The organism is Streptococcus sp. 1004_SSPC (assembly GCF_001069025.1).
Taxonomy (GTDB): domain Bacteria; phylum Bacillota; class Bacilli; order Lactobacillales; family Streptococcaceae; genus Streptococcus; species Streptococcus vestibularis.
Window position 1 is genome coordinate 21,722 of record NZ_JWGQ01000102.1, and the last position, 13,014, is coordinate 34,735.

At 37.9% G+C, this 13,014-nt stretch carries 11 protein-coding genes and 2 pseudogenes; all 13 read right to left on the reverse strand.

The window, feature by feature from the left end:
* Positions 1-21 precede the first annotated feature (21 nt).
* Positions 22-2,844 (reverse strand): phosphoenolpyruvate carboxylase, encoded by a 2,823-nt coding sequence (ppc, locus tag ADF62_RS07700; RefSeq protein WP_048788525.1) that lies wholly within the window; start codon positions 2,842-2,844, stop codon positions 22-24.
* 174 nt (positions 2,845-3,018) lie between these two features.
* Positions 3,019-3,414 (reverse strand): DUF4430 domain-containing protein, encoded by a 396-nt coding sequence (locus tag ADF62_RS07705; RefSeq protein ID WP_003093538.1) that lies wholly within the window; start codon positions 3,412-3,414, stop codon positions 3,019-3,021.
* Complete coding sequence (locus tag ADF62_RS07710; protein ID WP_048788526.1) at positions 3,411-3,884, reverse strand: membrane protein; 474 nt, start codon at positions 3,882-3,884, stop codon at positions 3,411-3,413. The genes ADF62_RS07705 and ADF62_RS07710 overlap by 4 nt, the downstream gene beginning before the upstream one ends.
* A 117-nt stretch (positions 3,885-4,001) precedes the next feature.
* Entirely contained in the window at positions 4,002-4,901 is a 900-nt protein-coding gene (htpX, locus tag ADF62_RS07715; protein ID WP_002890638.1) for a zinc metalloprotease HtpX, read from the reverse strand.
* A 1-nt stretch (position 4,902) separates the two neighbouring features.
* Positions 4,903-5,463: a LemA family protein gene (locus ADF62_RS07720; RefSeq protein WP_003097456.1), complete on the reverse strand. Its 561-nt coding sequence runs from the start codon at positions 5,461-5,463 to the stop codon at positions 4,903-4,905.
* Between the two features lie 149 nt (positions 5,464-5,612).
* Positions 5,613-5,702 (reverse strand): annotated as a pseudogene (locus ADF62_RS11560) (deoxyribonuclease); the annotation flags it as partial.
* 37 nt (positions 5,703-5,739) lie between these two features.
* Positions 5,740-6,081, reverse strand: coding sequence for a hypothetical protein (locus tag ADF62_RS07725; RefSeq protein WP_048788527.1), 342 nt, complete (start codon positions 6,079-6,081; stop codon positions 5,740-5,742).
* A gap of 490 nt (positions 6,082-6,571) precedes the next feature.
* On the reverse strand, positions 6,572-7,453 hold the full coding sequence (locus ADF62_RS07730) for an Rpn family recombination-promoting nuclease/putative transposase (RefSeq protein ID WP_048788528.1): 882 nt from the start codon (positions 7,451-7,453) through the stop codon (positions 6,572-6,574).
* Positions 7,454-7,530: 77 nt separating this feature from the next.
* On the reverse strand, positions 7,531-9,135 hold the full coding sequence (locus ADF62_RS07735) for a type I restriction-modification system subunit M (protein WP_048788529.1): 1,605 nt from the start codon (positions 9,133-9,135) through the stop codon (positions 7,531-7,533).
* A gap of 42 nt (positions 9,136-9,177) precedes the next feature.
* Positions 9,178-9,930, reverse strand: a pseudogene (locus ADF62_RS07740) (hypothetical protein).
* Between the two features lie 27 nt (positions 9,931-9,957).
* Positions 9,958-10,545 carry a hypothetical protein gene (locus ADF62_RS07745; RefSeq protein ID WP_048788530.1) on the reverse strand — a complete coding sequence of 196 codons (588 nt, stop codon included), beginning with the start codon at positions 10,543-10,545 and terminating at the stop codon, positions 9,958-9,960.
* An 11-nt stretch (positions 10,546-10,556) separates the two neighbouring features.
* On the reverse strand, positions 10,557-11,801 hold the full coding sequence (locus ADF62_RS07750) for a restriction endonuclease subunit S (RefSeq protein ID WP_048788531.1): 1,245 nt from the start codon (positions 11,799-11,801) through the stop codon (positions 10,557-10,559).
* Complete coding sequence (locus ADF62_RS07755) at positions 11,785-12,999, reverse strand: helix-turn-helix domain-containing protein (protein WP_048788532.1); 1,215 nt, start codon at positions 12,997-12,999, stop codon at positions 11,785-11,787. The genes ADF62_RS07750 and ADF62_RS07755 overlap by 17 nt, the downstream gene beginning before the upstream one ends.
* Between the last annotated feature and the right edge of the window lie 15 nt (positions 13,000-13,014).

Genomic DNA, 13,014 nt, shown 5'->3' on the forward strand with positions numbered 1-13,014 from the left:
GAAGCGATGAACTTCACTTTATTAACCAGAGTTACGAAGTCCTGTTGCAATACCGTTGATAGTAATATGAATAAGACTAATTTCGTCATCAGTCAGATTATTATTACGAAGACGTTTAATCAATTCAATTTGGATGTAGTTCAAGACGTTGAAGTATGGCAAGCGGAAATCTAAACTTGCTTTAAGAGATGGGCTTTCGTCAAGGAAGTCATCATGTTTTTCAATCGCAAGAATGACATTCTTAGTTAGCTGCCACTCATCCAAAATGATGTTAAAGACACTACGAACTTCTTCACTCTCTGCCAACTGTGCATAGTGGAAGGCAATATTCATATCTGATTTTGAAAGCACCATATCCACGTTAGACAAAAGTGAACGGAAGAATGGCCATGTTTCAAACATGTGTTGAAGTTTTTCAAGGTTTCCTTCTTCAGCTTTAATATAGTGATTAAAGGCAGAACCCACACCATACCAACCTGGGAACATGATACGGTTTTGCGACCATGAGAATACCCAAGGAATGGCACGAAGCCCTGAAATCTCAGTAATAGTCTTACGAGCTGCTGGACGAGAACCGATATTTAAACTTGATACTTCTTTAATTGGACTTGCTTCAAAGAAGTAATCGTAGAAATGTTCATTTCCAAAGACAAGGTCACGATAAATAACATTTGAATCGTGAACGATTCCGTCCATAATTTCACGGAAATCAACCAATTCTTCTGGATCGGCAATTTGACGTGTCACCATACGGTCAAGAGCAGCTGAAACAAGCATTTCAAGATTGTAGTATGCTGCATCCTTATTACCATATTTATTACCGATAACCTCACCTTGCTCCGTCAAACGGATACGGTCTTTAATAGTACCAAATGGTTGAGAAGTAATAGCATCGTAAGATGGGCCACCACCACGACCAACTGTACCACCACGGCCATGGAAGAAAGTAATTTTAATGCCACGCTCTTCACCAATCTTGGTCAATTCGTTTTGAGCCTTGTAAAGCGTCCAACCTGAAGACAGGTAACCACCATCTTTGTTTGAATCTGAGTAACCCAACATGATTTCTTGGTAGTTATTACTGTTCTTAATCCATCGTTTAACAATATCATAGCCAAGGTATTGTTTCATGATTTCATTAGAATTTTCCAAGTCTTCGATGGTTTCAAACAGTGGAACGATTTGGACACGCGCACGCTCAGTATCAACTAAACCAACTTCTTTAAGAAGGATGGCTAACTCAAACATATCTGAGACGCTCTCAGTGTGAGAGATGATATGTTGTTTGATGACTTCTTCACCAATATAGTCCTTCAAAAGACGAGCAGTGCGGAAGATAGCCAATTCTTTTTCAAGTGTTTCAGACTTAGATACATTTGTTGATGATAAGGTACGTGGATCTTCTTGCAATTCTTTGAGAAGAACAGCAACCTTTTCAACCTCTGTCAATTCACTATAGTTGTCAACAATGTTTGCAGATTTAAGCAACTCTGCCACACAAGCTTCATGAACGCTTGAATCCTGACGCATATCAATTGTTGCAAGGTAGAATCCAAAAACTTCAACGGCTTGAAGAAGCTCTTCGAAATCACCGGAAATCAAGACAGAATCATCATTTTCGAGAAGTGAATTTTTAATTGCCAAAAGATCATCATGGAAAGCTTCAGCTGTTTCATAAAACTCGGTAGTTTGTTGTGAGACAGCTTGAAGACTTTGGCTGAGACGTTCTTGCACAAAATCAGCTACTACTTCGCCTGTTGAGACTGAGCCAAGACGAACATTTTCAGAAAGACGCTTAGCAACTCTTTCCTTGCTAAAGTTACCTTCTTTGAAGAAAAGAAACGTCTGAATCAATTTAGATTGAATGTAACTAAAAGCACGACGGTATGGTTCATTTTCACGGTAAACAGATGTATCTGGAGAAAGTTTCGCCATTTCTGCTACTGTTTCTGAAACTTCAGTCAAACGTGATGAGAGTGAGAATGAGCGGTAAAGATTATCAACTTTTTCAATATAGTAATTGAGGATAACTTCACTTTGTACTGTCGCAGAAAGTTTAAGAGTTTCTGCCGTTACAAATGGGTTCCCGTCACGGTCACCACCAATCCACATTCCCATTGTAATAGGTGTTGGATTATCAAGTTTGATACCTTTTTCAACCGCTAAACGTTTGAATTCATGCGATAAGTTGGTAATCGCCTTAATCAATGAGGAGTTGTAATACTCCATAACGTTAGTGATTTCGTTTTTAACCTTAAGTTTCTTCTCACGAATGATATCCGTTTGCATCATAATTTCTACATAACGACGCAAATCCGCATACCATTTATCCTTGTTAATAAGACCAGCCTTAACATCACGATGTTTACGGAGAAGTTCGTGAATGTGGTTAGTCAATTCAAGCATGGTTTTACGTTGAACCTGAGTTGGGTGAGCTGTCAATACCGGCACGACATTAACATTTTCAAGAATGTCACGCGCATTGTCGCTTTCAGCGACAACATCAAAGGTTTCAGACAACTTACCTAAATAAGATTCATCAATATTATTTTTGTGGTTGACTTCATAAGCCAAATCCACGTCCTCAGAGATATTAATCAAGAGAGGTAACAAAGAGAAATAACGTGATGCAACGACCATATCGTCATTTGTCATTTCTGAAATGGCTTGTGTAAGGGCCACATAGTCACCTTCATCATAAAGTTCAACCAAATGTTGGATAGTTGTGAGGCCTTGCTCTCCAGCCATTCCTAGTGTTGCATCATCCAACAATTCTTTCAAGATACCAACTTCTTCAGAGATGATTTCCTGGTTGTTACTGCTTTCCAATTTGTTAAAAGCCAAACCGTATTCTCCTTACTTTATGTAGTACCCTTTTATGATATCACTTTTAAAACAAAAGTAAACTATTTTTCTGTAAATCGTCAGTTATTTTGCAATTTTCCGACTTTTTTGAAAAAATTATTAGACCTATTTCCGAACTTTATAAAAAAAGACTCTGAATTAGAGTCTAAAATCTTAATTATACTTTTCTTGATAGAATTTAATTTCATCACCATCTTGAACTTTAAGTTGATTAGCGGCTTTCTCACCGATTTTTCCATTGACATCAAACATCCAATAAATCCCCTTCTCCTTGTCTTGAGAAATTCCATCAATTTCAGTAATAAAACCATCATTTTCTTGAACAGGATATATTTCTTTTAAAACATCAAGGACCGTATCACCTTTTTTGAATTCTACAGATTTTTTCTTACTTTCCTTTTCAGTTTTTAAAATCAAAGTAACCTGACCTTGAACCTTAGACTGATGATTGTTTGTGCTACTAGTAGGTTTAGCAGCCTCATTTTTTCCACAAGCAGCTAAAGTAACAAGAGAAAAGGCAAGAGCTAAATATATCAATAATTTTTTCATTTCAAAAATCTCCTAAAAATAGACTGAATAAATGGATAGAATAGAAGCGTCGATACTGCATGATAGGTATCATAAAGAAGGCCAGAAACAACAAAGGTAAGACCGCTCTTAAATAGGAGGCCATAACTATAATCCAGGAGAACTCCGTAGAGAAAGGACAAAATAGTTACCAAAGCAATCTGCCAAACAAGTGATAACCTAGGTGCAATCAAGCTCCAAAGAGCCATCAAAATGCCGAAGGCCAAGATTTGATTAAAAACCCAGGGACCAAAGCCAAAGATGAATCCTGAGATTGACATGGTCAAAGCCATAATCAAGAGACCATCTAGTAAACCCAAATAAAGAACAGCCACAAAAAACATAGCTGTAATAGGCTGAATATTTGGCAATCCTATAAATGCTGACCGCAATCCTACTGCCAGAGCTGACAGAATAGCTATCCGAGCCATTCGTTGAATCGTTAGTTTCATATATCTATTATGCCAGAAATATGTTGACTTGGCTAGGTATAATACTTACTTATTTAATTAAAAAAGAAAATAACTGCTAAAAGAAAGAGACCAATCACACGATTAGCCTCTCCCATATTACATTTGTTTCAAACGTTCCACCCGTTCTGAAATTGGTGGGTGGGTATAAAAGAGCTTCTGCAAACCAGATTCCTTTTTAGGGTCATTGATAAAGAGGGCTGCGCTAGCATCATCCACGTGATGTTGCATTGGCGCACTATTATCAAGTTTGAGCAGAGCGTTAATCATACCTTGTGGGTTACGTGTCAATTCGACGCTAGAAGCATCAGCTAAAAATTCACGCTGGCGTGAAATAGCCAACTGAACCAAAGTAGCTGCCAAAGGCGCCAGAATAATGGCAATCAAAGAAATAATGAGAAGAATAATTTCCAAACCGCTACTTCCATTACGGTCATCATCATTTCTACGACGACCTCCACCCCAGAACATCATATTACGAGCCATCCCAGCTAGCATGGTAATGGCAGATGCTAAGGCAACTGCTATGGTAGAGATGCGGATATCGTAGTTGCGAATATGACTTACTTCATGTCCGATAACTCCTTCAAGTTCCTCACGATTCATAACCGCAAGAAGACCTGTCGTAGCAGCTACTGCAGCGTTCTTAGGGCTTGATCCGGTCGCAAAAGCATTCATTGAAGGATCATCGACAATAAAGACACGTGGCATTGGGATTTGGGCCACCATAGCCATGTCCTCGACCACATGATAAAGGTTTGGAGCTGTTTGTTCATCAACCTCTCGTGCACCGTTCATAGCCATAACGACATTAGTTGATTGGAAAATCATGGTAACGGCATAGATAAAACCAATAACTAAGGCAAGAATCAGACCACCAAATCCTGAACCTAACCAAAGATAGCCGACACCGTAGCCAACAAGGCCCAACAAGAGGAAAAAGACCAGAAGCAAAAGCCAAGTCTTTCTCTTATTTCGAGCAATCTGATCAAATAACATATTAGTTACCTAGTCCACTGAAATCAACTTTAGGCACAGCTTTTTCTTCTTCTGGTGTTTCAAGGAATTCAGCAGCCTTAAAGCTAAACATCTTGGCAATAACATTGCTTGGGAATGTTTCCAATTTCACATTGTAGTTACTTGTCACACTGTTATAAAGTTGACGCGAATAGGCAATTTTATTTTCAGTGTTCGTCAACTCTTCTTGAAGCTGGCTGAAGTTGGCACTAGCCTTAAGATCAGGGTAACTTTCAGCTACCGCAAAGATTCCAGAAACCTGACGAGTCAATTCATCACTGGCACGCATAGCTTGTGCAGGAGAAGTCGCAGCTGCTACCTGATTACGAAGTTCTGCTACTTTTTCAAGCGTTGAACCTTCATATTTAGCGTAACCTTTAACCGTTTCAATCAAGTTAGGAAGGAGGTCATTACGACGTTTCAATTGAACATCAATTTGACTCCACGCCTCCTTGGTTTGCATACGGCTTTTAACCAAGCCGTTATAACTTGCAATAACAAAAATCACAAGAACAACAATAATGGCAATAATAATCCAAATCATATTTTTATTCCTTTCTTGTACTGAAAAAGAGTCAATTAACCTCTCTTTCAAGTATCTTTAATAGTCTCAGTATATCAAATTTTCAGATAAAAGTGGTAAAATGTGAGTCGTTTTACAAAAAAAACTGGACAAGATGTCCAGCTTTTGTATTACTCTTTAGACGTGTGTCGTTTTCCTTGGGCTAGTGCATCTGCTTCTGTCATTGTAACGACATTTGCTTTGTTGGTATTGCTAGGCATACGTAAAAAACCTATCTAACTGGATACTTCTTCCCTATTATTTCCCTGCTTTCTTACCTTGTTTAGTAAAATAAATTGTAGATATACTTAGTGTAACAGCAACTCCGACAAGAAAGAGAACCATTGAAGTCTGAGATTTTCCTTTTTCTTTGGAAGAATCACCCTGACTTTCAGAAGACTTAACTACCTGATTAGCCTCGGTTGCTTTATAAATACGGGCGATATTTTTAGGTGTGTCATCCTTCTTGCCTTCCGCCAATTCTGACAAATCACTGCCAATCTCTTTGACAACATCTTCAGAGCTTGCAATCGAAGTTGCTTCTGAAGCTAATGTTTCAGATGCCATAACCGCCATGACTTTACTTGAGATTACATCCACAGATTTCTCATTCAAAAGAAAATTAAAGCGAATATCTTCTGAGGCAAACTGACTGCTTGTTACAGTGGTTTTTAGGTCGTTGTTCTAGGCGACCTGAGTATTTGGCAAAAGACTGACAACTTTCACAATCTCTCCATTTTAGTCCCAAGCTATTCTTGAAACTAGAAACAGATAATCTCAAATATTCAATATATTTAATGATGCTTTTTTAAAATTCAAAACAAAACAAAATAAAAGGCTAAGTAATCCATTTTAACAAGTCCTTAAAAAGCCCTATTTAGTAAGAACTATCAAATAAAATTTGAGAAATACCTGAAATCCTTTTTCTCAGATTTCTGTCAAACGTTTGATAGTCTTTTTTAATTTTACGATTCAAAGTATTATTTTTCGAATGTTTTAGTATTACAAATGTTAAACAGCAAAAAATAAGAAAGAGGCAAAAATACCTCTTTCTGTTCAAAAAAATGATTTAATCGGCTAGATCTTACGATCACAATACCTCTAGTTCTTCAAGTGATAGACCAGTCACATCTGACACCACTTCTAACGGTAGACCTTTTGAGAGCATCTTACGAATCAACTCTAAGCGTTCCTCATGACGGCCTCGTTCCAAGCCTTCTTCACGCGCTTCATCAATTGCTGTTTCCATAGTCATGTCATAATTTTCTTGAATACGTATGCGTTCATCAATCATCGCCTTTTCCTCCTGTGTCCAGCTGGATGAATCCAGTAATGAATCGGCATGCGTGACCGCTTGACTAGGTTCCTTAGAAAATGGGAGATTTCCAAAAAACTCTAGCCACTGCCGCCCTTCATCCGTAATATGTTTACCTTTATTATACTTATCCAACTCTAAAAAGGCAATCTGAAGAAGTTTTTGCCGTTTCCCATCCTTATAGTAGGCATTCAAAGGCTTGCCCGTCCGACTATTGACCATCCAATAAGTATTAATCGGGGACTCCTCATCTGGCAACAAGGTCTTCTCCAAGATAGCTATGCCATAGACCGGCTCCATCTGCTCATACATCTTATGCGTCTGCCCTTGTTGACGTAATTGTTGCACATTTTCCACCAGCTGGTTGGCCAAATAATAATGAAAACGATTGAGAAAATAATGCTGCTTACGCACCTGAATCTCAATGATAACCTCGGTTCCATCATTCAACTTAGCCCGAACATCCACCGAGGTTGAAAAGAGCTCATCCTCATCAAAGTCCTTTTTATGAAGCTGTGTCCCCTCCAAAATCTGAGCATCCACAACATCCAAATCCAAAATGTCTCGAATAAATGCCACCGTCACCTCAGGCAGGCTAAAAATCTTCTTAGCCATGATATCCAAGGTTGGTGAGACATGATTGTGTCTTTTTTCCATCTACTTCTCCTTAAGAAAAAATAGAGGGTTGGCCCCTCTACTTCTATTATTCGGAAAAAGTAAATGAAAGCTTGCAACTAGCCCTTAAATGCTTCCACAAAAGCCTTGAGTTCTTCGTCTGCTTCTTTGGTCGTTCCATGAAGCTGGCCAAGCATGTCAAGAAGTGAGGCTGTCTGACTTTCAATTGTCGCATTGGTCTGATTAATCTTAGCCACAATCTCAGTCAAAGGCTCCACTTCTTCTTCCTCAAAGGTATCCACATAGCGAGGAATATTAAGGTTATAGTCATTTTCCACAATCTCTTCAAAGCTTGCCAGATGAGCGAACTTGTCCATATCCTCACGGCTCTTATAAGCATCAAGAATCTTTTCAATATGGGCATCCGTCATGATGTTCTGATTTTTCCCCTTATCAAACTCCTTAGAGGCATCGATAAAGTAAACATCACGATTGGTGCGGTTCTTTTTGAGAATGATAACCGTCGTCGGAATACTGGTGTTAAAGAAAATATTAGCAGGCAGACCGATAACCGTATCAATAGCACCTTCTTCCAACAAAGCCTTACGAATGGTCCCTTCAGCATTACCACGGAAAAGCACCCCATGAGGTAGGACGATGGCCATAACACCATTGTCTTGCTTCAAGTGATAGTAACCATGCAAGAGGAAGGCAAAATCAGCCTTAGACTTAGGTGCTAGTTTCCCAAATGGTGAGAAACGAGGGTCATCCATGAAACCTGAGCTAGCAGACCACTTGGCTGAATAAGGTGGGTTCATGAGAACACCATCAAAGTTAGTCGGCTCTTGAGTTGGCCAATCCTCATCCAAGGTATCAGCGTTATGTAAAAACTGGTTTTCAATCGGCACACCATGCAGAATCATGTTCATACGTGCCAGGTTATAGGTTGAGGTATTCAACTCTTGCCCAAAGTAAACCACTGTCTGTGGTTGACGTGAATAACGTTTGGCATTAAGCAAGAGTGAGCCTGACCCCATAGTCGCATCGTAAAGGGTAAAGCCTTGCTTGTCCTCACGACCTAAAAAGGCAACCTGAGTCATGAGCTTGGCAACAGGTTGCGGTGTATAGAACTCACCAGCTTTTTTACCCGAATCCGTCGCAAACTGACCAATCAAGTACTCGTAAGCATCACCAAGCATGTCACCAGCATGACCTGCCACATCTAAGACAGCCAACTCTTTCATCACAGCCGCAACCGTCTGGTTTTGCTTTTGAGGAGTCGCCCCAAGTTTCTTAGAGTAGAGGTCGATGTCTTCAAAAAGGTTTTCATAAAGCTCGTCACTCTGCTCAATATCACGGAAGCCCTGAGCCAAGTCCTCTAGCTGGAAGCTTCCATCATTCACTCGCTCTACCAAGGCCGTAAAGGTCAAGTCAGGATGAATGGCATAACTCATCTCATCAGTGATGACTGCCAAGAGGTCCTCGTGAGTCTCCTCATCCTCGTAGTATTTGCGATAGACTGCCAGTGCCTCTTCCAAGCTCTCTGTCTCCTCCTCCATGGTCTCTACCACGAAAAAGAGCATCTTATCCGACAAATACTTGTAAAAGACCATGCCCAAGAGATAAGACTTGTAGTCATTGGCATCCATCTTAGAGCGGAGCACATCCGCTGAGTTCCACAAGGCTTGATAAAGCGACTGGGAGGTTTGTGTTGTTTCTGACATAATGTTTCTTTCTTTGTATTTTTGAATGTTATCCTATTCGTTCTAATAGCCAATCACGTCTGTCTCAACTTCCTTGATGACTTGATCTGAAATCTCGGAAATAGGAAGTTGGTAAATAGTGTTTTGACGTGGGTTAAAAATGCCTAGATGTTCAATGGTTTGAAACTCTGGATGAATCGAACCCCTACCCATGAGATAGTAAATCAGTAGCTACAAGGTATGGTCCTTATTAGGCTTAGTGGTGGTGACTTTAAAGTCCCAAAGGGTATCTTTGGTTAGGAAATCCCCATCACCAGTCGTTATGGTAACCGTATAAGCCCCTTCCATGGTAAAACCATCCGCAGTCACAGGACCAAAGGCCTTGAAAAATCTCAAACTACGCTCAACCATGATACGAATATTAGCAATAGTCGCCTGATCTGGAACAATCCCCTCCACTGGACGATAAGCCAGAGGACCAGCACGAAAGGCACTATCAAATCCTGCCAACTGACAAGCCTTAATAATCGACAAATCGTCCAGCCCCTTAACATCATCCAGAAGACCAAAAACCTTAGCCTCCATCCTCATGGCACGAGCACCAAGCAAGGAAATCTCAAAAGCCTCCTCAACAGCTGTTCCATCCATGAAACGACTGAGATAGTCAACAGCAGTTCCAACCAAACTAGCCGCAATAGACTCCTCAGGATTAAGAACCTGGCCATCATCAAGCGTCGTCACTGTAAAAGTCTTAACAGGTAGATAACCACCACGAGGCTGCTTAATCTGTTTAATACGTTGCGTCACTGATACCATGTTGGTCTCCTAGGTCATAATAGTAATTTAACTAATCTTTCTCCAATCATCATCAATTTCATTCTTCGTGATAGTCCATGGATCCTTAACGTCAAATAGCTTACTTTTATGATACCTGTCTTTAAAATCATAATAAGAAATCCATACTTCATCAAATTCACAACCAACCGCATCGTAAGATATTCCAAAATCTAAATCATATCTTTTTAGCTCATGAGAATCTAATAAAAACGAATAAGCACCATTTTCTCCATATTGATAACTTTTTTCATTTTGTTCAAATCCACTATACTGAATCATTTTTGTAACAGGAGCTCCCTTACTATAAAGAACCAAATTCATATTTCTAATAGTTTGTCTTTTTGATTTTGTATTATGAATTTCAACCCATAGTGGGACATCGAACGTCAATCCAATTGCTGAATGATGAAATCCCCAAGGCTTCTGAGTCACCTTATTAAATACAGATTTAACATAAACATTGACACTTCCCCTACTAGATATGTAGTATTGAACAGCTGTTTGAAGTAAGAAGCCAATAAATGAACCAACTAATGAAAAAAGAGCCGAGTACATCACCAAAGTAACTTGAAAATTTTCAAATAAACTTGTCATCTTTATTCCTTCTAAATAAACATATCCTGCAAAAGTTTCTTTTTGAGCGTTTCAAGCTGAGAAATTTTATCCTTGTGTGATTGAATAAATTTATCAAGATTTGTAAAATAGTCTGAAATTGCTACTTGTTCCTCTAATTGAGGAAAAATGACAGCTCCTAACAATGCATTTTCGTCAGAAACCTTCATATCATTCTTAGCACCTTTATTAACTAATGGTTTTAAATATGAGTTCAATCTTAAATCATTTTCAAAATATCTCTCAACAAATCCCGGAAATACATTTTCGTTAGGTAAATAAACAGCATACAAAGTCGAAACTATCCCTGGAATTCCATAATTTGTTTTTATGATTCCATACGGATTAGCTTTTAAAGGACTTTTTGTATACACAATATTTCCCGTATCAACAATCGAATACATCTCTACAGATGCACCTGCAAAAGATCGTCCTTGAAATTGTATTTGATTGATAATTCCAAACTCCCCAGATACAGATAAAACGTCGTCTTTATCAAATTTCAGCTGAGTATTTTTCTGCTTAGAAACAGTCAAATATTTATTTAGTTTATTTATTTCCCACTCACCTTTAAAACCATCTAAACGAATCTCAGGAATTGTTTGTCCAGCTTTGGGAAACATCTTCGAGAGCATGGCCGCCTTGAGTGATTGGTAGTTAGCAAGATTATCCTTGTAGCTAGTCAGAAGGTCGTCGAGAGTACGGAAAAGAGAGCCTATGGCAGATTGTTCTTCAACTGTAGGAAAATCCATCTTAAAGCTTTTCATCTCTGAAGCTAAAATATGCTTGATAGTATTACCAGTAGAAATTAAATTAATCTCTTTTCTCTTACTACTAGATTGAAATTGATAATTTAAAAAATGCGGATTTACTTCTTTTTTGTAATCAGTAAAAACTATCAATGCGTGGGCTGCTGTATTATTTAATTCTTTTGGAATAACAGCTGTGTGACCTACATGTCCAGATTGGACCATTACGATGTCATTCGTTTTCAACCACTTATCTCTTTGTTTTTCATAAAATTCATCATTTATAAAAATTTGAGAATTGTAATTAATTTTACCATTTTTAACGTTATTCGATTCTAGATAAAAATGACCCTCTTCAACATAATAAGGAGTTGCGGTCCCTACAAAAGCATTTCTAATAGTCCTGAAGATATTTTTTAATCTATCGCATTCCCATAATTCTTTATAATTGTGAAATCTAATTTGTGGGGTATTACTTTGTTTTTTCATATACCTTCTTTTCCCTATACTCATTTAAGATATTTTTTACAACTTTGGTTACTGCTATTTCTTCTTGATCCCATTTACTTCGTTTCTCATCCCCATCATAATTATACCCCAGGCAAATGTTTTCACTTTCCTTTTTTATTTCCACAAGAATAGCAGATTTATTTTCTTCAATATATTCTTCAATAGCATTTCTTTCTTCATCGTCATAAAAAACAGGAATTAGGCCTAAATGCCTTCTCCATGCTTCACCGTCTTGTTGAAGTAATTCTTTTAACAAATACATCAAGTTTATTTCAACGGAATCAGATAAGTAATAATAATACATAGATGAAAACTTTACATCGTCCATTCCATTGAATAATTTTAAAAAATTATACTTTGGTTGAACAGAAAGCCCCCTATATTCGTCAACATAATGTGAACTAAACTCCAACAAGATTGTTTGGTGATATTTTATGCGTAAAATCTGCCATGTTGTTCTTGCGTTGGGATGGATAAGTGCATAAACTGGGGCTCTGAGTTCATCGTTCTGTGGATCATCAACTAATTCCATTGTATATTCAGGAAATTTCTCATAGTACCAAGAACGAGTTTCATAATTTCCCTTCATCTCAACCCAATGATCATGATCACATATATAATTAATCACACGTTCTTTAGGATAGGGTGTTAACCCAAATCTAAATTCGAATAACTTTTCAATATCACCTATTTCTGCCTGACTATCAATTGCAGTGTTCTTAGAACCTTTTCGAACATAAATTCGATTTTCTCTAACTTTACTATACTTTTTAGTTATGTAAAATGGAACCCTATTTGATTTTTTTATAATTAAAACATCTAAATCTCCATTATTAATAGTTCGAAATTCAACTGTAGGAATCATATCTCCAGCCCAAGTTAAATTTTGTAAAAAATCCTGATAATTTTCTTGTGTCCACTTATTCGAGAATTGCTTAACTCCTGTTATCTTAACGGGTTTATCTTGAATACCCATGATAATGTAGGCATCACGGTTACTTAAATTATTTGCCATGCAAATTATATCATGGAGAAGGTCTCCCTTTTTCTTGTTTTTATCCTTTTCGCTTTGACCTTCATAGAAATATGGTTTTTCTTTAAAATCCCAATATTCCCCTTCTGTCTCTTGATAATAAAACTCTCTTACAATTTCATCTAATTGATCATTTGTTAACAATTATAATTACTCCCT

What these genes read in the sequence shown, in the direction of transcription:
- ADF62_RS07710 (WP_048788526.1), bottom strand. Translation starts at nt 3,884, where the DNA reads ATGAAACTAACGATTCAACGAATGGCTCGGATAGCTATTCTGTCAGCT.
- ADF62_RS07735 (WP_048788529.1), bottom strand. Translation starts at nt 9,135, where the DNA reads ATGTCAGAAACAACACAAACCTCCCAGTCGCTTTATCAAGCCTTGTGG.
- ADF62_RS07720 (WP_003097456.1), bottom strand. Translation starts at nt 5,463, where the DNA reads ATGATTTGGATTATTATTGCCATTATTGTTGTTCTTGTGATTTTTGTT.
- ADF62_RS07745 (WP_048788530.1), bottom strand. Translation starts at nt 10,545, where the DNA reads ATGACAAGTTTATTTGAAAATTTTCAAGTTACTTTGGTGATGTACTCG.
- ADF62_RS07750 (WP_048788531.1), bottom strand. Translation starts at nt 11,801, where the DNA reads ATGAAAAAACAAAGTAATACCCCACAAATTAGATTTCACAATTATAAA.
- ADF62_RS07730 (WP_048788528.1), bottom strand. Translation starts at nt 7,453, where the DNA reads ATGGAAAAAAGACACAATCATGTCTCACCAACCTTGGATATCATGGCT.
- htpX (WP_002890638.1), bottom strand. Translation starts at nt 4,901, where the DNA reads ATGTTATTTGATCAGATTGCTCGAAATAAGAGAAAGACTTGGCTTTTG.
- ADF62_RS07705 (WP_003093538.1), bottom strand. Translation starts at nt 3,414, where the DNA reads ATGAAAAAATTATTGATATATTTAGCTCTTGCCTTTTCTCTTGTTACT.